22 protein-coding genes and 1 other RNA gene are annotated in these 24,937 nt (G+C 26.8%); 4 read left to right on the top strand and 19 right to left on the bottom strand.

The window, feature by feature from the left end; genetic code table 11:
• Nucleotides 1-211: 211 nt before the first annotated feature.
• Complete coding sequence (locus AC4FQV_RS02960) at nt 212-400, top strand: hypothetical protein (protein ID WP_491138962.1); 189 nt, start codon at nt 212-214, stop codon at nt 398-400.
• Nucleotides 401-446: 46 nt separating this feature from the next.
• Here AC4FQV_RS02960 and ssrS read toward each other — a convergent pair.
• The 4 genes from ssrS to helD form a co-directional block, all read right to left on the bottom strand.
• Nucleotides 447-642, bottom strand: a non-coding RNA gene (gene ssrS, locus AC4FQV_RS02955) — 6S RNA.
• 97 nt (nt 643-739) lie between these two features.
• Nucleotides 740-1,135, bottom strand: a complete 396-nt coding sequence (locus tag AC4FQV_RS02950) for a hypothetical protein (protein WP_491138963.1) — start codon at nt 1,133-1,135, stop codon at nt 740-742.
• Nucleotides 1,136-1,150: 15 nt separating this feature from the next.
• Complete coding sequence (locus tag AC4FQV_RS02945; protein WP_491138964.1) at nt 1,151-1,408, bottom strand: DUF1292 domain-containing protein; 258 nt, start codon at nt 1,406-1,408, stop codon at nt 1,151-1,153.
• 18 nt (nt 1,409-1,426) lie between these two features.
• The gene (helD, locus tag AC4FQV_RS02940) at nt 1,427-3,718 is read right to left on the bottom strand and encodes an RNA polymerase recycling motor HelD (RefSeq protein ID WP_491164311.1); all 2,292 of its coding nucleotides are present in this window, start codon (nt 3,716-3,718) and stop codon (nt 1,427-1,429) included.
• A 317-nt stretch (nt 3,719-4,035) separates the two neighbouring features.
• Here helD and AC4FQV_RS02935 point away from each other — a divergent pair, with 317 nt between their 5' ends.
• Nucleotides 4,036-4,506, top strand: coding sequence for a DUF2383 domain-containing protein (locus AC4FQV_RS02935; RefSeq protein ID WP_491164307.1), 471 nt, complete (start codon nt 4,036-4,038; stop codon nt 4,504-4,506).
• A 49-nt stretch (nt 4,507-4,555) separates the two neighbouring features.
• Here AC4FQV_RS02935 and AC4FQV_RS02930 read toward each other — a convergent pair whose 3' ends face one another.
• Together AC4FQV_RS02930 and AC4FQV_RS02925 are read right to left on the bottom strand one after the other, a co-directional pair.
• Nucleotides 4,556-5,242: a cation efflux transmembrane domain-containing protein gene (locus AC4FQV_RS02930; protein WP_491164305.1), complete on the bottom strand. Its 687-nt coding sequence runs from the start codon at nt 5,240-5,242 to the stop codon at nt 4,556-4,558.
• Nucleotides 5,243-5,401: 159 nt separating this feature from the next.
• Complete coding sequence (locus AC4FQV_RS02925; RefSeq protein WP_491164303.1) at nt 5,402-6,364, bottom strand: YybI family spore inner coat protein; 963 nt, start codon at nt 6,362-6,364, stop codon at nt 5,402-5,404.
• A gap of 144 nt (nt 6,365-6,508) precedes the next feature.
• Here AC4FQV_RS02925 and AC4FQV_RS02920 point away from each other — a divergent pair, with 144 nt between their 5' ends.
• Together AC4FQV_RS02920 and AC4FQV_RS02915 are read left to right on the top strand one after the other, a co-directional pair.
• The gene (locus AC4FQV_RS02920) at nt 6,509-7,174 is read left to right on the top strand and encodes a hypothetical protein (protein ID WP_491164300.1); all 666 of its coding nucleotides are present in this window, start codon (nt 6,509-6,511) and stop codon (nt 7,172-7,174) included.
• A gap of 92 nt (nt 7,175-7,266) precedes the next feature.
• Nucleotides 7,267-9,198 carry an FUSC family protein gene (locus tag AC4FQV_RS02915; protein ID WP_491164298.1) on the top strand — a complete coding sequence of 644 codons (1,932 nt, stop codon included), beginning with the start codon at nt 7,267-7,269 and terminating at the stop codon, nt 9,196-9,198.
• 53 nt (nt 9,199-9,251) lie between these two features.
• On the opposite strand, the gene AC4FQV_RS02910 is transcribed toward AC4FQV_RS02915, so the two are convergent.
• From AC4FQV_RS02910 to AC4FQV_RS02850, 13 genes are all read right to left on the bottom strand, one after another.
• Nucleotides 9,252-12,506 (bottom strand): DEAD/DEAH box helicase, encoded by a 3,255-nt coding sequence (locus AC4FQV_RS02910; protein WP_491164296.1) that lies wholly within the window; start codon nt 12,504-12,506, stop codon nt 9,252-9,254.
• Nucleotides 12,507-12,653: 147 nt separating this feature from the next.
• Nucleotides 12,654-13,655: a LacI family DNA-binding transcriptional regulator gene (locus AC4FQV_RS02905; RefSeq protein ID WP_491138972.1), complete on the bottom strand. Its 1,002-nt coding sequence runs from the start codon at nt 13,653-13,655 to the stop codon at nt 12,654-12,656.
• A gap of 76 nt (nt 13,656-13,731) precedes the next feature.
• The gene (gene rbsB / locus AC4FQV_RS02900) at nt 13,732-14,637 is read right to left on the bottom strand and encodes a ribose ABC transporter substrate-binding protein RbsB (protein WP_491164294.1); all 906 of its coding nucleotides are present in this window, start codon (nt 14,635-14,637) and stop codon (nt 13,732-13,734) included.
• A 21-nt stretch (nt 14,638-14,658) separates the two neighbouring features.
• Nucleotides 14,659-15,594, bottom strand: coding sequence for an ABC transporter permease (locus AC4FQV_RS02895; RefSeq protein WP_491138974.1), 936 nt, complete (start codon nt 15,592-15,594; stop codon nt 14,659-14,661).
• Nucleotides 15,595-15,607: 13 nt separating this feature from the next.
• Entirely contained in the window at nt 15,608-17,113 is a 1,506-nt protein-coding gene (locus tag AC4FQV_RS02890) for a sugar ABC transporter ATP-binding protein (protein ID WP_491164292.1), read from the bottom strand.
• Nucleotides 17,114-17,195: 82 nt separating this feature from the next.
• A complete protein-coding gene (gene rbsD / locus AC4FQV_RS02885; RefSeq protein ID WP_491164290.1) occupies nt 17,196-17,591 on the bottom strand; it encodes a D-ribose pyranase in 396 nt (131 codons plus the stop codon).
• 3 nt (nt 17,592-17,594) lie between these two features.
• Complete coding sequence (gene rbsK / locus AC4FQV_RS02880; protein ID WP_491164287.1) at nt 17,595-18,524, bottom strand: ribokinase; 930 nt, start codon at nt 18,522-18,524, stop codon at nt 17,595-17,597.
• 128 nt (nt 18,525-18,652) lie between these two features.
• On the bottom strand, nt 18,653-19,120 hold the full coding sequence (gene def, locus AC4FQV_RS02875; protein ID WP_491138978.1) for a peptide deformylase: 468 nt from the start codon (nt 19,118-19,120) through the stop codon (nt 18,653-18,655).
• A 154-nt stretch (nt 19,121-19,274) separates the two neighbouring features.
• Nucleotides 19,275-20,234 (bottom strand): MraY family glycosyltransferase, encoded by a 960-nt coding sequence (locus AC4FQV_RS02870; protein ID WP_491138979.1) that lies wholly within the window; start codon nt 20,232-20,234, stop codon nt 19,275-19,277.
• A gap of 123 nt (nt 20,235-20,357) precedes the next feature.
• Nucleotides 20,358-20,924, bottom strand: coding sequence for a helix-turn-helix domain-containing protein (locus tag AC4FQV_RS02865; RefSeq protein ID WP_491138980.1), 567 nt, complete (start codon nt 20,922-20,924; stop codon nt 20,358-20,360).
• Between the two features lie 214 nt (nt 20,925-21,138).
• Nucleotides 21,139-21,783 carry a V-type ATP synthase subunit D gene (locus AC4FQV_RS02860; protein WP_003449608.1) on the bottom strand — a complete coding sequence of 215 codons (645 nt, stop codon included), beginning with the start codon at nt 21,781-21,783 and terminating at the stop codon, nt 21,139-21,141.
• Nucleotides 21,784-21,785: 2 nt separating this feature from the next.
• Nucleotides 21,786-23,168: a V-type ATP synthase subunit B gene (locus AC4FQV_RS02855; protein WP_491138981.1), complete on the bottom strand. Its 1,383-nt coding sequence runs from the start codon at nt 23,166-23,168 to the stop codon at nt 21,786-21,788.
• Nucleotides 23,161-24,936, bottom strand: coding sequence for a V-type ATP synthase subunit A (locus AC4FQV_RS02850; RefSeq protein WP_491138982.1), 1,776 nt, complete (start codon nt 24,934-24,936; stop codon nt 23,161-23,163). The genes AC4FQV_RS02855 and AC4FQV_RS02850 overlap by 8 nt, the downstream gene beginning before the upstream one ends.
• Nucleotide 24,937 lies beyond the last annotated feature (1 nt).

Here is a 24,937-nt window from a genome sequence, read left to right as displayed (position 1 = left end):
ATTTGTTAATATATATTGTATATACAGAAAACTCTTTTAACTTTTAATTTATTTTTTATTAATTTTTATAAATTTATATTTTATATTTTAGCTTTAATAATCTTCTTTTAAATTTTATTTATAAATTTTACATAGATTTTATAATAAATAACTCACCAAAACTTATAAAATTTCTATAATGTTATTGTATAAATATTTTGGAGGTTCTTATATGAAGAAAAATGCTTGGGAATACACCTTAGAAATTATATCTTTAATGGGAGATATAGACTATTATAACGATATGTTAAATAAGAGTATTAATAAAAAAGAAAGAGAGATATTTTCTAAAAAGATAGATTCCTTAGAATATGAATTATTCTCTTTAAAATCTAAACTAAAGAATACTTATATTCTTTAAATGAAAAAAAGGTTCAAACTAAGTTGAACCTTTAAATAAACCAATTTATATTCCCAAATATGCCGTCACACTTACAATTTTATACCTGCCTCTCGCAGGTGGGTTCTACTCAAATTAATTCGATCTTCTTCTGTCACAAATGTGAAGTAAAACTTGAAGCCCGATTTCCTTAATTGTTTTGTAAATCCCGTATTTCAAATGTAGGTTAAAATTAATAAGCTTCGCGTACATCTCAGGATTAATTATGCTTTTATTATAACATAAGAAATAAAAAAAGCAACCTTAAATTTTTAGAATATTTTTACTATTTATTTATATATATTTAAAATAAAATACATTTTATTTTAATTCATCTAATATATCATCTACTTCTAATTCGCAATCCTCTGGTAAAAATACTGCTAAGAATTGTTTTCCTGAATAATTGCTAGGCTCTATTTCGTATCCATAAGCCTTTGCTATTATTTCAAAGTCCTCCATAACTTCCTCTAATATTTCTTCTACATTATCTACAGCAATATCATCTAAATAAGGAATAACTCCCTCTAAAATCCATGGATGACTATCCTCTTCATAATCAGTTTCATCCTTTGCACAAGCTTTAGCACCTTGTATTTCAACATCTTCAAAATCATAATAAAACTTAAGTGCAAGTTTATTATCTTCTGAAAACACTTCTTCTATTTCTGTTAAGCCATTATTTGATAAAAAATTTATTATTCTATACTTTTCCATGCTATTTACCTCAAATTAGTATAATAATTTTTTATATTCTTTCTTTACTAATCTAAACTCTTCATCATCTTCAACTAAGTTGTATTCTACAGATTCTCCTACTTTGTCTACTCTAAAAACAAAATCCTCAGCTTCATCTCCCTCTCCTTCTAAAGGTGATAAAACTATGTATTCTTTTTTATTTTTCTCTCCTAAATATATTTTAGCTACAACTTCAAATTCTACCTTATTTCCTTCTTCATCTCTAAAGGCCATTATTTGCTTTTCTTCCATTTTTGTATCCTCCTAAAATTAATCTATTAAAGATGATTTCTCACCCTTATAAAATATATATTCATAATGTAATGCTCTAGTTAAAACTACATAAAGAAGTTTTTTATCTATTTCATTTTCATTATAATTTTTTTCATCTAAATTATAAACTATAGTACAATCAAATTCTAATCCTTTTGTAAGGTAAGATGGTATTATTACTAAATTTAATTCAAATTCTTTATTTTCTTCTTTAATCAAGTCAAAATCAAACTTTGAGTATTTTTTAATAAAAGTTTTTACTTTTTTACATTCTTCAAGAGTTTTACAAACTATTGCTATTGATGTTTTTCCTCGTTCTCTTACCTTATTAACTATTTCATCTAACTTTTCACAGAAATCCTTTGAATTTTTAAAGTTAATCTCCTCTGGCATCATACCATGCCTTAAAACTGGCTTAGCTGGTTTTTCATAAGATTCCTGCTTAAGTAAAACCTTATTTGCATAATTTATTATTTCTACTGTACTTCTATAACTTTGACTTAAATGTTTATACTGTGCTTTATCATTATATATTGATTTAATAAGTTCTTTCCACTCTTTAATTCCTTTAAAAGAATATATTCCTTGTCCTATATCTCCAACTATTGTTAAAGAATTTCCTAAAACCATCATAGATATTACACATAATTGTAAAATTGAATAATCCTGTGCCTCATCAACAACTATATGTTTTAATAAAGTGCTTTCTTCTAAGCCTTCTATTTTGAATTTTAAATAAAGCATAGCAGCTAAATCATCTGAATCTATTATTTTATTATCTATATTATTTGACAAGTTTTCTCTCATATATTCAATTAAATCTTCTTGTATTTTCCCATGGCTTATTTTCTTAAGAAGATTTTCATCTTGGAAAAGATTTTTATAAAGATTAGTCGTATCTATTCCCTTCCATTTGCTAAAATATTCATTAAACTCTTTTCTAGCAGATTTCTTTATTTCTTTTTTATGATTATCTCTCTCATCATAAAGTTCTATTAGCTTCTCTCTTCTTTCTTTACAATCTTCCATGCTTTTTTTTAGTCTAGCTATTTTATATTCAAATTGAAAATCAACTTTATCTAATACCTTTGAAACCTTTTCTCCTAATTTTTTAGAAAAGTAATTTTTTATTTCATCTTTTCTTTTATTTACAGGATACTTTTTTAAATCCTCTAAAAATAATCTTTTTATTTCCTTTGAGTCAAAAACTGAATATCCACAAATTCTTATATTATCTATATTACTATCCTCTTCTTCAAGAATTTTTATATATTTATCTAATATTTCCTTAAATAATATAGAGCCTCTTATATGACTGCTTTTTTTCATATATTCAGTTTCTTCTTCATTATTTTCTAAAATCTCTACTAACTTTTTATCCTTACTTATTAATTTTCCCTTTATACCTAACTTTTTTAAAGCTACCTCTTCAAAAGTTTTTTGATTAATAGAATCAACCCCTAAATTAGGCAATACTTCAGAGATATAATCTAAAAATATTTTATTTGGTGCTATAATTAAAATATCTTCTCCCTTTAAGGTTTCTTTATATCTATATAATAAATAAGCTAATCTATGAAGTGCTACAGTTGTTTTTCCCGAACCTGCTGACCCTTGTATTATTATCGGAGAATTTTTTGGTGCTCTTATTATTTCATTTTGTTCTTTTTGTATTGTAGAAACTACATCTTTTAGTTTAGTTCCTGTACTATTTTCTAAATTTATTCTAAGGAATTCATCTATTAATCCTTCCCCTTCTTCATTAATACCAGATTTTAAAATAATTTCATTTAATCCTTCATCAAAGTATTCTTTTAAATTATAATCTTCATCAAAAAGAAACTTTCTCTTTAAACTAAGCTCCCCTTCAATAATTCCAATTGGTGCTTTATAATAAGCTTCTCCCTGAGTTCCACTATAGTATAAATCTGAAATTGGTGCTCTCCAATCTATTACCTTTTCCTCTCCTTCTAAGATATCTCCAAGGCCACATTTTCCTATATAAAAACTTTCAAAATCTTTTCTATATTCCCTGAAATCTATTCTTGCAAAATAAGGTTTATTATAAGATTCATTAAATTTCTCTTTTTCCTTTGATAAAAAGTTTAAGGATTTTTTAACTATTTCAGCCTCTTGATTATAAGAACCCTTAGATTTTTTATTTAATGCTTCTAACTTTGTACTAGCTTTTATTTTTTCCTCTTCTAATCTTTTTTCTTCTTTTTCAATCCATTTTCTAGTCTCTAGAAGAACTTCTTTTTCATAAGCTAAAGTAGAATTGTAATCCATAAAAAAATCCCTCCCTTACTATGTAGACATTATCTTATTAATCTAAAGAATTAAAGGTGCAAAAGACCTTTTATTTATTAAATGCAAGTTCTTTTACACCTCCTTTTAATGAAATATAATAAATTTTATAAATTAATTCTATTATACAATTTGTAATTACCCCTAAAGTTACTAAAGATAACTTGACTACATTATATTGTTATATTATAGTAGATTTTTTTATTAAGTTCAAATATATTTTACTCTAAGGACTTTATAAAAGTTTATAAAAATATTTTTTAATGAAATGGATAAAATATCTTTGAGGTGATATTTATATGAAAAAAATAACAGATAGAACTCCTTATGAAGCTTTAAATGATAATCTAAAGGGAATTTATATGGGAATAGATATCTTTAAAAAATACGAAAATAAATGTAAATCTCCTGAACTAAAAAAATTATTAAAGGAAGTTATAACTTTATATACTAAAGAAGCTACTACAGTTTCTAATAAAATATCTTCCCTTGGACATTCACCAGCTAAGGATGTTGGAATTTTAGGAAAAGCTTCTGAAATAATTTATAACATAAAAACAATTACAGCAGATACTGATAGTGAAATTTTAGAAGAAAGCATTAAAGCCTTTAAAACAGGTATAATAATGTTTCAAAAATTTATTGATGAAAAAGGACATGAGCTAGATAAGGAATCTATAAACTTAGTTAAGGATATAATAAAAGAAAATGAAGAATTAAATAAAAAATTAAATACTTACTCAAGTCCTCATCAAGCTGATTTCTTTTAAAAAATAAAAAGGCTATAAATTTATAGCCTTTTTTAATTATATTTTTATCTTATAATAAAGCATGTTTTTTTAAAACTATATTCTTCTTTAAAAACTTTTCTTTTTTATAGCTTATTATATTTTTTATAGAATCTTTTAAAAATTTTAAGGGCATTTTTAAAAAGGCTATAGAACATATAATAACCATTAATTGATCTAAATATTTATTTATCCAAAAAAACTCTGTGTTTTTAAGTAATCCTCCTATTAAAAAACCTATTAATATTCCTAAGCTTAAAAAAGAATCCATTAACCATTGACTACTTTCTATATTTACAAAAGAAGAATTTATTTTTTTACCCTTAATATTTAAAAATATATAAGTCATTAAAGAACCTATAATAGATAAAATTATATAAATTAATATATAATCATAAGAAACTATTTTTCCTCCATTAAATATTTCTATAACTGCACTTAATATAGAATAAATGCACATTACAAAAATTACTAAGGATTTAAAAATTACAATTAATTCTTTTAAAAGTTTTTTATCTAAAAATTTATTTTCTTTATCTTTATTTATATAAATACTTCCAACTAAAGATACTAAGGATAAAAATATTCCTCCTAGTGAATAAATACCATCAAATATTATAATTTCTGAGTTTAAAATAAACCCAAATACTATACCTAAAATAGCAAAAACTGCCGTCATTAAAATTGATACTTTAAGCAAATTACTTTCCGTCTCCATAAATTACACCTCTAAATAAGTCATATATTAATATTTTATGACTTTTATAGATATAATTCATTGACTAATATCCCCTTCTTTAGTTATAATCATGCTTTCTTTTAACTTTTAAAATTTTTAAAAAAGCCCTTTAGTAGCTAATTTAATTAAGAATAGTACTTAAAGTCTCTTTATTTTTATATGCTCCTTTATACATTCTCTAAAAATTAAAGCTTTTTCCTTAGAAGGATAAGGATTATTAAAAATCAAATTCATATTTATATTTTTTAAAGCTTCAGTAAAATCTCCCTTTAAAAAATTTTCATAGGCTAAAAGATAAAAACAAACTGAAGTTTCTTTTAAATCTTCTAAGCTTTTATTATAAATATTTATATTTTTATTTTCCTTTAATTTATATTTTAAAATTTTATTTCTATTATTTTCATTTATAAAATTTCCTTTTAAATTAATCATTTGATCACTTATAATAAATCCCTTATCAGTTAAAGTTACTATGCTTTCAATTATACATATTTTATCAGTAGTTGCTTGTCCTAAAATCTGTTGTATTATGCTTAAGTTAGCAATTTTACTTCCCATAGGATAATAAGAATTACATCCCCATACACCACTTATATTTGCTTCTTCTTTTCCTTTCTTAAGCTTACCTTCCTCTGTATAAACAAAATCTAAATAATATTTAAAATTATCCTTTATATCTACAACATATTTTTTATTTCTTTCCTTATTTAAAATCTCAACCTCATAATTTTCTCTATAAAAAGCTTCCATTTTATTTCTTTCATAAAAACTCTCTGTATTAAAAACTTCAACTAATTCCCACTCTTTATAAGTAAAAATTTTTCCACTTACACAACCACCAAAACAATCACCTATAGACCTAACTAAAACATCTAACTTTTTATTATCCTTAAAATATTCTAAATTAACTTGAAAATTATAATTATTATCCTCTAAAGCATATTTTAAAAGTTTTTCACTTTTTCCCTCCTTAAGTATTAAAAAATGTTTCTTTAATCCCTTATCATAAGATGATATTATATAAACCTCATCTTTAAAACCATTTCCTGTTACATCTCCAACCTTATAATCTATTACTTTTTCATCATAATTTTCACTCATATTTAACCCTCTATAAATTTAGATTATAATATTATTTTATATTCTATTTTTTTCATCTGTTACTTATATTTAAAAAGAAGTGAATTTTAAATTTATTTAGTTTATAATTTACTTATGAAAATTTCATGGAATGGAGATAGACATATGACCAAAAGAAAAAATAAATTTTTATTGATTATTTTAATAATAATCATTTTATTATTAGGTGGTTTTTTTGGTATAAAAGCTTTATATAAATCTTATTTTGCACCTAAAGTTCAAGTAACACCTATTAATTCTAATATAGAACTTAATGACTTAACTTTACTTAAAAAGTTTTTACCAAATAATATTAATCTTTCTTTAAAAGAAATAAAGGTTAGCTCTTCAACAGAATTTTCAGATGAAGAACTAACAGACCTTTTTATATTAGCTCTTAGAGAAAGTCCAAATGCTATAAAAGACCTTACAGGACTACAAGTTGATATAGAAAATGGGGCTATAAATGTTTATGCTGATGTAGATTTTAAGGGCGTTCCTTTTCAAGGAAAACTTACCTTTACAGCTTATAGTGAAAATGGAAAAGGAATTTTTCACTTTGAAGAAGGAAAACTTGGATTTTTAGATATTTCAAAAGATACCATATTTAAAAACTTAGAAAACAACTCTATATTATCTTTTGACAAAGAAAAGGGAGATATTATACTTTCTTTTAAAGATATTATAAAATATCTTGAGATAAGTTCTATAAAGGTAGAGGGTGATAACTTAAATATAGTATTTAGTGGTACTATTCCTTTACTTAGTGCTCTTTTCCCTAATATAGAATAAAAAATTATGCCATAGAAATCAAAAAATTTCTATGGCATAATTTTAAAATTCAAATGGAATAATAAAAGTATTATATCTATTAAGGTGATTTTATGTTTTATAATGCTTTTAAAAACTTAAATCTAGACTTAGATTCTATGAAAAGAGAAGGTACAATTGCTACTTTAATATTTTTACTATCTTTTTCACTTTTAGGCATAAATAATGCCCTCTTAGCTTATCCTATAGCTCTAAGTTCTTCAATTTTATTAAAAGAAAATTTTAAAATCAATCCTTTAGAAAAATTTATAAAAACAATAAGTCTTTATATTCTTATAATATTTCTATCCTTTTTAGCTTCTAGAAATATATTCTTCGGAATTTTTATAAACTTTCTAAGTTTATTTTTTATAGCCTACAATTTTTCTATGCATTATACTCCTTTATTATACAAACCTCTTTTAATGCTATATGTATTTACTTACTTTTATAAAGTAAACTTTTTAGAGCTTAAAGGAAGAATACTTACAGTATTTCTAGGTTTTTCTTTAATACTAATTTTTCATCTTTTCTTTAATAATTTAACCTATAACTCTCTTATTAGAGAAAAGATAAATAAAATTCTTTCACTTTTAGAAATGCAAGTTTCAAATATTTTAAAGAAAGAATATAATTCTAGTATTAAAGAAGATATTAATAAAGAACTTTCAATACTTTGCTATAACCTTTATACAACTAGAAAAAGAAAGTCCTTAACTAATAATTTAGGAAGTATTCAATTTAAAATATATCTTTTATTAGAAAACTTAAATGTTCAACTTTATAATTTAAATAATTTATACCAAAACTTAAATTATAAAAGCCCCTTAATAAACTTATTTTTAAAGGATTTAAAAAAAACCTTAAAAAACTTAAAAATATTCTTAAATAAAGAAGATAGCTTTTATAATATAGAAAAATATCTTTCTATATTAAATAAGTATAATAAAAATATACCTTATCAAATTCCCTTAATTCATGATTTATGTGTATCGTTAAAAAGTCTTTATATAAATTTTTCTAATATATCAACCTTAGAAGAAAGTGAATTTTACAAAGCCTATAACCCTTGGAAAAACAAGGATAAAAAACAATTTAAATTTAAATATTCTCTTAAGTTTGGAACTATAAAATTTAATTTTGCTTTAAGAATCTCTTTAACCTTAAGCCTTATTTTTTTTATAAGCTCATTTTTTAATCTTCCAAAGATAAGTTGGGTTTCAATAACTGTAATGTCTATAATGCAACCTTATTATGAAGATACTTTAAAAAAAGGAAAAGATAGAATAAAAGGAAATATACTTTCAATTATTGTCTTAATTATATTTTTAAACATATTTCCTTATAGATTTATTAAGATTTTAATTTTAATTCTAACTTTATATTTAACTTATGCCTTTAAAGATTACTATAGTCTTTCATTTTTTACGGCACTTTCTTCTATTACTTTAGCTTCCTTAAACTATAATATTAATACTCTATCTAGCTTTAGAATATTTTATTTACTTTTAGGTATAATAATTACTTTTTTAACTAACAAGTTTTTATTTCCCTATAATTTAAATAAGGGTTTAGAGGAATTAAGCTTTAAAATAATAAGATATTTAAGCATATTAGTTTCAATTTTAACGAAATCCCCTTTAAAAAATCAAGATGAAATTATAAATTTAATAATTCATATAAAGTTAATGTGTAATAAACTTAAAATTAGAAATATTGAAAGGAAAGATGAAAATATAATAAAGTTTATAGACCTAGTTGAAAATCTTCTTGCTTCTTTAAGTTATTATATCTTATTAAAAAAAGATTTAGGTTTAATTTGTAGCATAAATAAAAATACATTAATAAAGTTTGAAAACGCTCTTAATCTTTTAATTAAAGAAAAATCCTCCTTAAAAGATATAATAAGCTTATTAAAGGATACAGTTGACTATATTATTAATTGTGAATACCTTAGTAACCCTCCCTTAAACTCCTATTTTAATGGTTATCTATACTATAAATAATATAAAAAAATACAAGAGGTAAATATTAATCCTCTTGTATTTTTATTTATAAATTAAACTAAATAATCAACTTTAAATAAATCCATTAATTCCTCTTCACTTAAATTATTAAAAGTGTTTCCTAAACCTAATTCTTCTTCCTCAATTATCTTATATATTAAATCCTTTTTTTCTTCTTGAAGGGCTATAACCTTTTCCTCAATAGTCCCTTTTGCTATTAACTTTATAACTTCTACTGCCTTTTTTTGCCCCATTCTATGTGCTCTATCTGTTGCTTGGTCTTCAACAGCTGGATTCCACCAAGGGTCAAAGTGAATTACAATATCTGCTGAAGTTAAATTAAGTCCTGTACCTCCAGCTTTTAAGCTTATTAAAAATACTGAATTTTCTCCTTCATTAAATTCATTAACCATGTTAATTCTTTTTTTAGATGATATACCTCCATCTAAATAACTAAAGGAAATCCCCTCATTTTCAAGCCTATCACTTATATTCTTTAATACTGAAGTAAACTGAGAAAAAACAAGAATTTTATGTCCGCCTTCTATGCTATTATTTAAAATTTCAATTAATGCTTCTATTTTTGCACTTTCTCCTTCATAATCTTTTAAAGCTATTTTAGGGTCTAATGCTAACTGTCTAAGCTTTGTTATATAAGATAATATCTCAATTTTCCTTCTATTAAAATCATCTAACTCCTTTTTTTTCTCAATAATTGATAAAGCATTATTAGCATATACTGAGTAAGCTTTTTTTTGCTTTTCTTCTAAATCAACTAAATAAAGCTTTTCAATTTTATCAGGCAATTCCTTTATAACATCCTTTTTCTTTCTTCTTAATATAAAAGGTTTTATAAGAGAGTGTATTTCTTCTAAAACCTCTTTACTCTCATTTAACCTTTTATAATATCTAAGAGTAAACCTCTGTCTATCATAAAGATATCCTGGCATTACAAAATCAAAAATTGACCAAAGTTCCATAAGTGAATTTTCCATAGGGGTACCTGTTAAAGCAAATTTATAAGTTGAATTTATCTCCTTAACAGCCTCAGAATTTTGAGAGTCTGGATTTTTAATTGCCTGTGCTTCATCAATAAAACAGTATTCAAAGTTTATTTTTTTATATTCTTCTAAATCTCTTTTTAATAAATTATAAGTAGTTATAATTACATCCTTATTTTCTATATTTTTTAAAGCCTCTTCTCTTTTTTCTTTACCTTCATTTAAAACCTCTACAGATAAAGTAGGAGCAAACTTAGTAAATTCCTCTTTCCAATTATATATTAAAGAAGTTGGGGCAACTATTAAAGTCTTTTTCCCCTTGTTAGAAAGAATAAAAGTAATTGCTTGAAGAGTTTTTCCAAGACCCATTTCATCCCCAAGAATTCCTCCAAGTCCTAAGTGCTCTAAGGTTTTTAGCCAATTATAACCAATCTTTTGATACTCTCTAAGATTTGCTTTAAGTTCCTTTGGAACATCAAAGGATAATTTTTTTATATTCTTAAATTTATTTTTTAATTCATTTAACTTCTTTTTTCCTTTAATATATCTAATACCTTGACTTTCTATATAATTAGCTATATATAAGGCTCTGCTATTATTTATTTCTAAAATATTATTCTCTAAATTTTCATTTTCTAATGAATCTAATAAATTTAAAAATTTCCTTAATTCTAATTCTTCTAAATCAAGAAACTCTCCACTTTTCAATTTAAAAAATTTTAAATTTTCCCTAAAGGCTTTAAGTATTTCTTTTGTTTCTTCCATAGGTATATCTCCAATTTTAAAATCAAACTCAAAATAATTATACCTTCCTGGTTTAATATCTCCTTTTATTCCCTTACTTCCTAAAGTTTTTATTCCTTTAAAATTTTCTGAATAATAAACCTCTCCATATTCTTGTAATTTATATAAATCATATTTGAAAAAACTAAATATATATTCATCTCCTAAATAAAAATAAAACTTTTTATTTATTTCCTTAAGATTAAACCTTTCAACTAAAGAAATAACCTCTTTTTCCTTTTTAACATCTCTATATATTATTTTTTCTGTACAGTCATCAAATATGTTAAATTCATATTTACCATACTTCACCTTTAAAGTTAAACTTACTTCTTTTCCTTCCTTATCAAAATAAAACTTAAAATTCACCTTATCTAAAACTATTTTATCAATTATATTTTTAGATAAAGTTACATTTTCTGTTAACTCTCTTAAGGAGGGAATTAACTTTCTAAGAACTCTATCTTCCTCCTCTTTATCAAATTTTATAACCTTTCCTTCTAAGAATATATCTAAATAATCTTTTATTTTATAACAAAAATCTTTTTTAGGTATATATATGCTAGTTCCATACAAAAATACATCAAATCTATCTCCTAAAATCTTTGGCATTCCATTTAAAGAGGTAAGTTCAAAACTATTTTTTAAATCTCTTAAAGAAAAGTCTATTGGCACATCCTCAAAAAGAACCTCTCCCTCTACAGCTCTATAAAAAAATCCTTCATTTAGGTAAATCCTATGATTTTTTATAACACGGAAAAATTCCCTTACTAAATAATTTGGTATCTTTATACTTTTTCCCTCTATAAAAGCATCTCTATTTCTTAAAAAACTTTTTATTGGCTTTTCTATTTCCTTTAAAGCCTCTATAAATTCTATAAGTTCTTTATCTTTAGTACTTAACCTTTGTTCTCTTATATCAAAGGTAAAGGCTTTACTATACTTTATAGGTATTTTATTATAGTAAGCTACTAAAAATTGCTCAATATCTTTTAATATATAAAGCTTATTAGAACTCATGGATTTAGTTCCTATTTTAAACTCTGCAATTATGCTATTACTCCATTCATTTTTATTTATATAAACTTCTATTTTTAATTCTTCTTTTTTATCTTCTTCTTTAAGAATCAAATCTAAAATTTTACTTTCCTTTTTCTTAGAAAATAATTTTTTATCTTCTTCAAATTCCTTTTTTTTAGCTAATTCTCCTAAAGCTTTATAAAAAGTTGCTACTAAATGTTTACAACAATAATTTTCTTTACTAAATTCATGCTTTTCATAATCTTCACAAGTACAGTATGTAGATAAAACATCCTTAGTCCTAATATCTATTTCTAATTTTGTAATATACTCATTAAATAACCCTTCTGAAATTACTCTTCCCTTAACAGATACTAAATCCTCTTCATCTTCTATGTCTACGGACTTAACAAGGTCATTATTTATTATTCTTTCACCCTTTACGTAATTTCTTCCTGTAGTTTCTTCTTTAAATCTTTGTAACAATAAATCTTCAACTAACATATTTACTCCTCTATTTAAGTGCTTCATATCCTATAATTATAACATAAATTTATTTCCTCTTAAAAACTAGCTTAACTTTATTTAATAGCTCTAAAAATAAAAAAAGGTTTTATCAAAAACAATTAATTTTTGATAAAACCCCAATTATTATTTTACTGTTCCTCTCTCAACTAAGGAAGGTTCTAAATTTATTATTTTATTTTTTATAGAATTATTATTTATTAATTCTATAAGTAATTTACAAGAAGATTCTCCAATTTTATATATAGGCTGTGCTATTGTTGTAAGCTCTGGCTCCATATAAGAACAAATATTTATATTATCATATCCTAATATGCTTATATCCTTAGGTATTTCATATCCATTTCTTATTAAATATTTCATACCTCCAATTGCCATAACATCACTACTATAAAATATTGCATCTACCTTTTTATTATTCTTAACTATACTCTCTGTAGCTCTTATTCCACCTTCCATAGAAAAGTCTGCCTCTTCTATTATGCTTTTATTAAATATTCCTAATTTATTTGTAATATTTTTAAAAGCTTCAAGTCTTAAGTTTGCTATTTCTAAATTTGATTTACCTGTAACAAAGGCAATGTTTTCTTTTCCCTTATTAACTAAATAGTTTACACCTAATTCAATACCTTTTTTGTTATCACAAAATACACCATTAGTATTTTTTTCCTCTGAAACTATTCTATCTATCATAACAAAGGGAATTTTATTGTTTCTTAAAATTTTAATCCATTCCTTGCCTTCTCCACAGGCTGCTATTATAACACCATCTACTAACTTACTAATTAATAATTTTAAATATTCTTCCTCTTTCTTTTTTTCATTGAGAGTGTTACATAGAATAATACTATAACCATGCTTTTCACTTTCAATTTCTATTGCCTTTGCCATTTCTGAAAAAAAAGGGTTTTGAATATCTGGTATTATCATTCCTAAGGTATAGCTCTTTTTAGTACTTAAACTTCTAGCTAGAGTATTTGGTATATAATTTAATTCCTTTGCAGTTTTTAAAATTCTTTCTCTAGTTTCCTTTGAAACATTTATTTCCTTTTTATTTAACACCATAGATACAGTTGTTTTTGATACATTTACTGCTTTAGCTATATCTAGTAATGTAGTTTTTCCCATTTAACGCAACACCTCTTGTCCACTTACTTTTATAACAACAGTAATTATACCATAATATATCTTTGTATCTATACTATTATTTACTATACACCTTTAAGTCTGCTGCTATTTTATCATCAACTTTTTCACCTTTGTAAATTTTATTTGCTAATTCTACACCTAAAGCACCAATTAAGTCTGGTTGTTGTGCTATTGTTGCTGTCATTTCGTTAGCATCTATAGAATCTTTAGCATCTTCATTTCCGTCAAAGCCTACAACTATTGCATCTATCCCACTAGCTTTAATTGCTTTAACTGCTCCTAAAGCCATTTCATCATTATGAGCAAATACAACTTGAATATTTGGATTAGCTTGAATTATATTTTCCATAACTTGAAGTCCTTTTTGTCTATCAAAGTCAGCAGCTTGTATTGAAACAAAATTAAATTTATCATCTTTATCCATTATATTGTGGAATCCTTCTCCTCTATCTCTAGTTGCAGAAGCTCCTGGAATACCTTGTATTTCTACTATATTAATTGGACCCTTCTCATCTTTAAACTTATCTAACACATATTGTGCAGCCATTTCTCCACCTTTTACGTTATCTGAAGCTATATGACTTGTTATTTCTCCTCCATTAGCTTGTCTATCTAATGTTATAACTGGAATATTACTTTTATTAGCAACTTCAACAGTTTTAACAACTGCATCACTATCTGTTGGATTTATAAGTAAGGCTACAACTCCTAATTGTATTAAATCCTCTACATTTGCTCTTTCCTTTGCAGGATCATTTTGAGAATCTAATACTACTAAATCATAGCCTAGCTTTTCAGCTTCCTTCTCAGCTCCATCTTTCATATTTACAAAGAATGGATTGTTAAGAGTTGATAATACCATTCCTATTTTAGGCTTATTATTTCTTACACAGCCCATAAATGAAGTCATAAGCACCATGAGTATTAATCCAACTGAAAATATCTTTTTATTTATATGCATAAAACTCACCTCTTAAGCTTCTTAATTTTTTCTGCTCTTTTTATCTAAAAGTACTGCTATTAATATTACTAAACCTTTTACTATTGATTGATAAAAAGGTGATACATTCATAAGGTTTAATCCATTATTAAGAACACCTATTATAAGAGCACCAATTAAAGTACCTGCTATTGTTCCTTCTCCACCTGCTAAAGAAGTTCCTCCAATTACTACCGCTGCGATTGCATCTAATTCAAAACCAGTACCTGCATTTGGTGAAGCTGAACCTATTCTACTTGTTATTATTACCCCTGCTATAGCTGAAGCAAAACCTGATACTACATATACTAAAGTTTTTATTTTATCTGTATTTATTCCTGATAATCTTGAAGCATCTTCATTTCCTCCTAAGGCATATAAATATCTTCCAAATCTTGTTTTTGATAATGCATAAATTGCTATGATTGCTATGATTATTGTTATTATAACTGGTATTGGTATAAATCCAATTTTTCCATTCCCTATTTTTACAAAGGCTTCAGGTAATTTTGATATTGGAGTACCATCTGTAAATACTAAAGTAGCCCCTCTAAAAATTGTCATTGTAGCTAAAGTAACTATAAAAGCTTGTAATTTTCCCTTTGACACTAATAATCCGTTTATTAATCCAACTCCTATACCTATACATGCAGCTACTATAATAGCTAAGAATACGTTTCCAGTAGACTTAACAATAGATGCACCTATAGCTCCACTAATAGCTAAAGTTGATCCAACTGATAAATCTATTCCACCAGTTAATATTACAAAAGTCATTCCTATTGCTATAATTGCATTAACAGAAACCTGTGTAAATACATTAGTTATATTTGCTACAGTTAAAAAGTTTGGAGTAACTATAGTTATAACTATACATAAAAGTACTAAACCTATAAGAGATTTGTATTTAGATATATTTGCCTTAACATTTGCTTTCATTATGTAATCCTCCTTAATTATTTATTCCAACAGCTAATTTCATTATGCTTTCTTGATTTGCATCATTTCTATTTAGCTCTCCTGAAATTTTACCCTCACTCATAACCATAATTCTATCGCTAATACCTAAAACCTCTGGTAAATCTGAGGAAATCATTATTATAGCTTTTCCACTAGCCTTAAGTTCATTTAAAAGCTCATAAATTTCCTTCTTAGCTCCTACATCTATTCCTCTAGTTGGCTCATCAATTATTAACACCTCTGGAGAAAGCATAAGCCATTTAGCTAGTATAACCTTTTGTTGATTACCTCCACTTAAATTTTTTATAAGTTGTTCTTTGTTTGGTGTTTTTATTTTTATCTTCTTTATATAATAATCTATATCCTTTGCCTCTTCTTTTTTGTTAAGAGCCTTAAATTTATTTTCATACTTTTTCAAATTACAAAGTGTCATGTTTTCTCCAACAGACATCCCTAAAATACATCCTTCTTTTTTTCTATCTTCAGAAAGATAGCATATTCCATATTTTATAGCATCATTTATGGAATTTATTTTTATAGGACTTCCATTTAAAGAAATTTCTCCACTTGTTTTTTTATATTCACCAAATATAGTTTTAGCAAGTTCTGTTCTTCCAGAACCCATAAGTCCTGCAACTCCTAGAATTTCTCCTTGTCTAAGAGTAAAGGAAGCTCCACTTACCCCTTCTTTACAGCTAAGATTTTTAACCTCTAGAGCTAAATCTCCTTTTTTAATTTCTCTATATGGAAATTGGTCTTCAATAGTTCTTCCTACCATCATAGCTATAAGTTTATCATTATCTATATCCTTTATTTGTGCACTTCCTGCATATTTACCATCTCTTAAAACTTCTACTCTATGACATATTTTAAATATTTCTTCCATTCTATGAGATATATATATTATTGCTATACCTTTTTTTCTTAAGTTTTCTATAACTTTAAAAAGGTTTTCAGTTTCAACATCAGTTAATGCAGTAGTAGGCTCATCCATAATAATTATTCTAGCATTTTTTGTAAGAGCCTTTGCAATTTCTATCATTTGCTTTTCTCCAACATTTAATGTGCTAACTAATCTATCTGGGTCTATATTACATCCTATCTGTTCTAAAAACATTTTACTTCTTTCATCTAATAGTTTTTTATTTATTTTTCTTGTATATTTACTATACTTTTCATTTCCTAAAAATATATTTTCTGAAACTGTTAAGTTATTTAAAACACTAAGTTCTTGGTGAATTATTGTTATTCCAGCTTCTTCTGCTGATTTAATTCCCTTAACCTCAACTTCTCTTCCTTCTATGAAAATTTTACCTTCATCCTTTTTATAAACTCCACTTAATATTTTCATTAAAGTTGATTTTCCAGCTCCATTTTCACCCATTAAAGCAGTAACTTCTCCACCATAAGCACTTAAACTTACCTTGTCTAAAGCCTTAACGCCAGGAAAAGATTTAGATACATCTACCATCTTTAACATTGGTGTTCTCTCACCCATTTAATACACCTCCTAAAATACTTAGCTACTTCAAAATGAATATTCCACCTAATTAGTTAAGTAGAATATTCAATTTTAAAATTTAAAACACAACCCCAGATTTTAAAATTATATTTGCATAAGGAGTTTGCTCTCCTGTTCTAATTACAGCCTTGCACTCTTTTAAATCCTTTTTTAACTCTTCATGAGATATAAAAGTTATTTTTGTATCTTTTATAACACTTTTTATTTCATGAAATAATTTAGGACTTATCTCTTCTGTTTCTTTTGCAATTAAAACTTCCTCAATTTGAAGTTCCTCTAAAACAGCTTTTAAAGTTTCCATAAAACTTGGAATTCCTTTTACTAGAGCTAAATCTATTCTTTCAGTTTCCTTTGGAATTGGTAAGCCACAATCTCCTATAGCTAACATATCAGTATGTCCCATTTTTGATATTACTAAATTTATATCACTATTTAATAAAGATGTTTTTCTCATAAATTAATCCTCCTTATAAATTTCTAAAATTTCTTCTAAATAAGGTATTGAGGGTTGAGCTCCTTTTCTTTGAACAGCTATTGAAGAAACCTTATTTCCAAAATTTATAGCTTTAATTAAATTTTCTTTATTTAAATTTTTTACATCTAGCTTTGAACTTAATCCTCCAATAAAGCTATCTCCAGCTGCTGTAGTATCTACTGCCTCTACTTTATAGGCCTTAACTATTTCACAAAAATCTTTTCCTATAAGAGAAGCTCCCTTTTCTCCAAGAGTAATAATAACAAATTTAACTCCCTTATCTAAAAATACCTTTCCAGCTATTTTTGCATCATTAATATTTTTTACTTCAATTCCTGTTAAAAGCTCTGCTTCTGTTTCATTTGGAACTATTATATCTGTATAATTTAATAATTCTTCATTTATTTTTTTAGCTGGTGCTGGATTTAAAATAGTAATCTTATTATTACTTTTAGCTATTTTAAAAGCTTCTAAAGTTATTTCTTCTGGTGTTTCAAACTGTGAAATTATAATATCTGATTTTTTTATTAAATCCTTAGCACTCTGTATTTCATCCTTTGTTAATGTCATATTTGAACCTGCATTAACAATTATTGAATTATTACCTTCCTCATTTACCATTATTAAAGCCATTCCTGTAGGATGTTTTTCATCTTCAAAAACATAAGTTACATCTATATTATCTTCTATTAATTTATCTTTAAGTTCTTTTCCATTTTCATCTTTTCCTATTTTAGAAATCATAAAAACTTCAGAACCACATCTTTTTGCAGCTACTGCTTGATTAGCCCCCTTACCTCCTGCTATCTTTTGAATTGATTTTGAAAGTATAGTTTCTCCAACCTTTGGCATATCTTTAATCTTCAAAACTAAATCCATATTCATACTTCCAAGAACACAAACTTTATTCATTTAACATCCCTCCATAGTTAACCGTTTAACTGAACCGTTTAACTATATAATAATACTTTTGTAAACGATAATCAAGTCTTTTAATAAAAAAAAGATAGCATTAAAAATGCTATCTTTTAAAATTAAATTTATTCTTCTACTAATTCATACATTTCTTTAGCTCTATCTACATACATAATACCTTCTAAATGGTCAATTTCATGTAGAAAACATCTAGCTAAAAGGTCTTGAGCTTCATAAACCTTTAATTCTCCCTTTTCATTTAAAGCTTGTATTCTAACTGCTCTTGGTCTTTCTACTAAACCTTCATGCATAACATAACTTAAACATCCTTCATAATCTTCATAAGTTTCCTTTGAAATTCCTATTATCTCTGGATTTATAAGTACATATTCATTTTCCCCATCTCCAAAATCTATATAAACAACTCTCTTGTTAACTGCTATTTGAGGAGCAGCTAAACCTATTCCTTCTACAGTTGATAATGTATCCTTTAAATCTTTTATTAAATCTTTAACTTCATTTACATCCTTAACAGGCTCTGAAACTTTTTTTAAAGCTTCATGTCCTATTTGAACTATTTTCTTTACAGCCATTTAATTTCTCCTTTCAAAATTCTTATAACTATATTAAATCATAAAACAATTATTTTTTCACTAAGAAATTATAGTTAATATTCCTATAAAAATTATTGACTGCCTTTTAAAAACTTTAAGTAAACTTAAAATATTTTAAAAAGACAGTCAAAATTTATAATATTATCATAATTATAAGTAATGATACTAAGCTTAAACATCCACTTAATATACATATATACGAAACTATTTGCTTTACAGTCATTCCTCTTTCTTGTAATCTATAATGAATTTGACTTCTATCTGCTTCATATACAGGTTTTCCTGAATGAAATCTTCTTAATATTACAAATATATTATCAAAAATAGGAACACCTAAAGCTAATACAGGCACTAATATTGATAGTGCTGTTGCTTGTTTAAAAGCTCCTTCTAAAGCTATAATAGCTAAGATAAAGCCTAGGAAGTTAGCCCCCGAGTCTCCCATAAACACCCGTGCAGGATGCCTATTATACCTTAAAAATGCTAATATTGATCCTACTAGAGTTATTGACATATATGCAGAATTAAATTGCCCCTTTGCAAGAGCAACAACAAACATAGTCATAGCAGATATTATGGAAATACTTCCTGCTAATCCATCCATTCCATCAGACCAGTTTATTACAGTAGTAACTCCAAAAATCCATGTTATGGTAAGTATGTACTGAAACCATCCTGAAAACTGAATAAAATCTCCAGTAAAAGGATTATTTATACCCTTAAAAACAATTCCAGCCTTAAAAACCATAGTAGCTGCTAAAATTTGAATTATAACTCTTGGATAAATTGGAAACTCCTTACCTTTCCCTTTGTAATAGTCATCAATTACACCTATTATTATTACCAAAGTAGCTGCTATAAATATAGTAAAGGTCTGTGTTAATTGTCTTTTTGAATCTATTCCAAAAAGATATGTTGCAAAAAAACCTATATACATAACAACTCCTCCTATTAAAGGAGTTGATTTATCATGTTTCTTTCTTTTCGTAGGCTTATCCACAAAGCCCTTTTCATTAGCAAATTTAATAAATTTTGGCATTAATAAATATACTATCACAAAAGGAATAAGCATTACAATTAAATACTTAATCATTTTTTCTCCCTCTGTTTAAAACATTTTAACATATATTATTCTAGTAGATTAACAGATAATATTAATTACATTTTAATTAAATTTCTCTTAGTTCTATTATAACACAACTTAATTAAATTAATACTATTCTGCCTCATGTTTTAAACAAACTGAAAAGACATGACAAGGAATTTTTCCTTCAGCTTTTCTTTCATATTTTTTTACTAATTCTCTAATTTGTCTATTTACTTCTTTAAATTCTTCTTCATTTAAGTAAATATTTTTATAATTAAAGCCAATAGAATCCTCTGCATTTCCACTATCTACTTTCTCTGAAATTCTCTTCATTGTCTGTTCCTTTGAATTATCATAATACTCACTTAAAATATTTAGTATTTGAGATTTATAAACTTTCTTAGCTTCTTTTTTTATATTGTTTCCTTCTATATTGAAGGTTTCAGCAGTTAAGTAATAGTACTTTGCTATAATTCCCTTTATTTCTTTAGTCTTAACAAGTTCTAAAATACCTGCTTTTTCCAATTTTTTAATATGGTAATGAACTTTTGCTGGTACTTCCCCAAAAAAATCAGCAATTTCCTTTACCGTAGCAGACTCTTGATTATTTCTAAGATAAGTAATTATCTTTAATCTATAAGGATCTGAATATGCTTTAATTTGTTCTAAAGTTGTTAAATTCATAACATCGTTCATTGTAAGCCCCCCTAATATTTCAGTATAATATTTACTTATTATACCATATTTTTAGATATTTTACACTTTATCTATTCATTAAAATTTTTATTATATTAAAATATCTATTTTGCTTAATAAAATTATACATTTTATTTCTAAAATAGTAAAGAAAAAAGGCAAATCTTGAATTTTTATTAACACAAGATTGCCTTTTTTGTTAAATTATATAAATTTATCCTCTTTGTTCTATCATTGACTTAACTTTCATAAGTCTTGTAAGAGCACTTCTTTCATTTTCATCAAGTTTCATTCTGATGTATCTTATAGTCTCTTTTAATTGAGGAATTGTCATATATTCAAGAGCATTAACTCTTCTTCTTGTCTTTTCTATCTCGTCTGCCATAAGCTGACCAGATTTTTCAACTTCAGCAAGTTCTAATAATTTTGGTAATATACCATATAATTTAGAAATTGCATCATCAAGTTCAGCTGAAGTATTCATAAAGCCATAAGGATAAATACTACCTTCATCACCTTCTAATTTTCTTTTGAAGTTCATTATAGGCACATTTACACTCATTATGTTTTTATTTCCCACTTCAACCTCAATTTCTTCTTTAGGGTATGCTATAGCTTCCTCTAGGAACTCTGAACTCATAACAGCTCTAGCCATAACGAAGTCTTTTAAGGAACTTCCTAGTTCCTTTTCAACTTCATCTCTTAATTGATTATTATATTTGATAAGATTTATGAATTGTCTCATTAACTCATCTTGCTTATCTTTTAATAATTTATGTCCTCTTGTTGCTGTTGCTAATCTTTTCTTTAGCTTTGAGAGTTCCATTCTAGTAGGATTGACATTTAATCTTTGTGCCATTCTTACTCATCCTCTCCAACAGGCATATACTTTTCAAGATATTCATCTCTAATTCTCTTAAGCTCTGTTCTAGGTAAGATCTTAAGTAATTTCCATCCAAGATTTAGAGTTTCCTCTATTGTTCTGTTAGTTGTAAAGCCTTGTGAAACATACTCATCTTCAAAAGCTTCAGCAAATTTAGCGTATGCTTTATCTACATCTGATAATGCTGATTCTCCTAAGATAGCAGCAAGTTCTTTAGCTTGCTTACCTTGAGCATATGCTGAGAATAATTGGTTCATTGTATCAGCATGGTCTTCTCTAGTTTTTCCTTTACCAATCCCCTTATCTTTAAGTCTTGATAATGATGGTAAAACATCTATTGGAGGCATTATTCCTTTTTTATAAAGCTCTCTTGATAATATTATCTGTCCCTCTGTTATATATCCAGTTAAGTCTGGAATTGGGTGAGTTTTATCATCTTCAGGCATTGTTAATATTGGAATCTGAGTTATTGAACCTTCTTTTCCAACTAATCTTCCTGCTCTTTCGTATAATGTTGAAAGGTCAGTATATAAGTATCCTGGATATCCTCTTCTTCCTGGAACTTCTTTTCTAGCTGCAGAAACTTCTCTTAAAGCTTCACAGTAGTTTGTTATATCTGTCATTATAACAAGAACATGCATTCCTTTTTCATATGCTAAATATTCAGCAGTAGTTAATGCCATTCTTGGAGTAGCTATTCTCTCGATAGCTGGGTCTGATGCTAAGTTCATAAATAGAACCGATCTATCTATAGCACCAGTTTTTGTAAACTCATCAACGAAGAATTCTGCTTCTTCGAAAGTGATACCTATAGCAGCAAATACAACTGCGAACTTAGAATCTGAGTTTAAAACTTTTGCTTGTCTTGCAATTTGAGCAGCTAACTCTTTGTGTGGAAGACCTGAACCTGAGAAAACAGGAAGTTTTTGTCCTCTAACTAGAGTATTAAGTCCATCTATTGCAGAAATACCAGTTTGAATAAATTCTGATGGATAGTTTCTAGCAACTGGGTTTATAGCTTCTCCATTTATATCTAACCTCTTCTCTGGTATTATATTTGGACCATTATCCTTTGGTCTTCCCATACCATCAAAGACTCTTCCTAACATATCTTCTGAAACACCAATTTCAAGTGGTCTTCCTAAGAATCTTACCTTTGTATTTTTAAGGTTTATTCCTGCTGATCCTTCGAAAAGCTGAACCATAGCTTTATCTCCGTTAACCTCAAGAACTTTACCTCTTCTTAATTCGCCAGTTTGCATCTCTATTTCAACTAGCTCATCATATTTAACACCTTCTACGCCTTCAACAGCCATTAAGGGTCCTACAACTTCTGTAACTGTTCTGTACTCTTTAAGCATTTAGAACACCTCCTTCGCTGATTAACTTGTTCATTTCTGACTTTAATTCAACTAAGATATCATCCATCTTACTTATGTCTTCTTCTGCTATATATTTACTTCTTGCTATTTTATCTCTTACAGGAAGTTTTAATATTTTATCTAAATAAACACCAGCTTTTAAAGCTTTTTCTGCTTCATGTCTAAAACTTAAAATTAAGTTTAACATTTTATATTGTTTATTTAATGAAGTATAAGTATCAATTTCATGGAATGCGTTTTGTTGTAGATAGTCTTCTCTTATAGATTTTGCAACCTCAAGTTTTAATCTATCCCCTTCTGAAAGTGCATCCATACCAACAAGTCTTACTATTTCTTCTAAGTTTGCTTCTTCTTGAAGAAGTGCCATAGCTTCTGTTCTTAAATCTGACCAGTCTTTTTCTACATGTTCATCCATCCATTCACCCATTTTTTCTAGGTATAATGAATATGATGTTAACCAGTTAATTGATGGGAAGTGTCTCTTATAAGCTAATTGAGCATCTAGTCCCCAGAAAACTTTAACTATTCTTAAAGTTGATTGAGTAACTGGCTCTGATATATCTCCTCCTGGAGGTGATACGGCACCTATAGCTGTAACTGCTCCTTCTCTTCCATCTTTACCTAAAGCTACAACTTTACCAGCTCTTTCATAATAATCAGCAAGTCTTGAACCTAAGTAAGCTGGGTAACCTTCATCCCCTGGCATCTCTTCAAGTCTTCCTGACATTTCTCTTAAAGCCTCAGCCCAACGTGATGTTGAGTCAGCCATTATTGATACTGAGTATCCCATATCTCTAAAGTACTCTGCAATTGTTATACCTGTATATATTGAAGCTTCTCTAGCTGCAACGGGCATGTTAGATGTGTTAGCTATAAGAACTGTTCTCTTCATTAAGCTCTCACCAGTTTTTGGGTCTTTAAGTTCTGGGAATTCGTTAAGAACGTCTGTCATCTCGTTACCACGCTCTCCACATCCAACATAAACAACTATTTCAGTATCTCCCCACTTAGCTATTTGGTGTTGAACTACTGTTTTACCAGCTCCGAAAGGTCCTGGAACTGCTGCTGCACCACCCTTAGCTACTGGGAAGAAAGTATCTATAACTCTTTGTCCTGTAGTCATAGGCTCTACTGGATTTAATTTTCTTGCATATGGTCTACCTTTTCTTACAGGCCATTTTTGCATTAATGTTAAGTTTTTATCGCCTTTTTCAGTTTCTACTACAGCAACAACTTCTTCAACATTAAAATCTCCAGCTTTTATTTCTTTTATTTTTCCTTCAACTCCATAAGGAACCATTATTCTGTGAAGAACAACAGGAGTTTCTTGAACTGTTCCTATTACATCTCCTGCTGAAACCTTATCTCCAACTTTAGCAGTTGGTACAAAAGGCCATCTCTTTTCTCTATTTAAAGATTTAACTTCTACCCCTTTACTTAAGAAAGCAGAGTTAGCTGCTTTCATGAAAGCGTCTAGAGGTCTTTGTATTCCATCGAACATTGACTCTATAAGTCCTGGTCCTAATTCTACTGAAAGTGGTTCACCAGTAGTTATAACTGGGTCCCCAGGTCCAATACCTGATGTTTCTTCATATACCTGGATTGAAGCCTTATCTCCTCTCATTTCAATGATTTCTCCGATAAGACCTTTTTCTCCAACTTTTACAACGTCATATACATTAGCTTCATCCATACCTTCAGCAACTACTAAAGGACCTGAAACTTTGATAATTTTCCCCGTTTTCAAG

Source organism: Clostridium sp. TJA038 (genome assembly GCF_058310255.1).
Note: the sequence above shows the minus strand (reverse complement) of the source record. Positions and strands in the feature narration are given on the sequence as shown.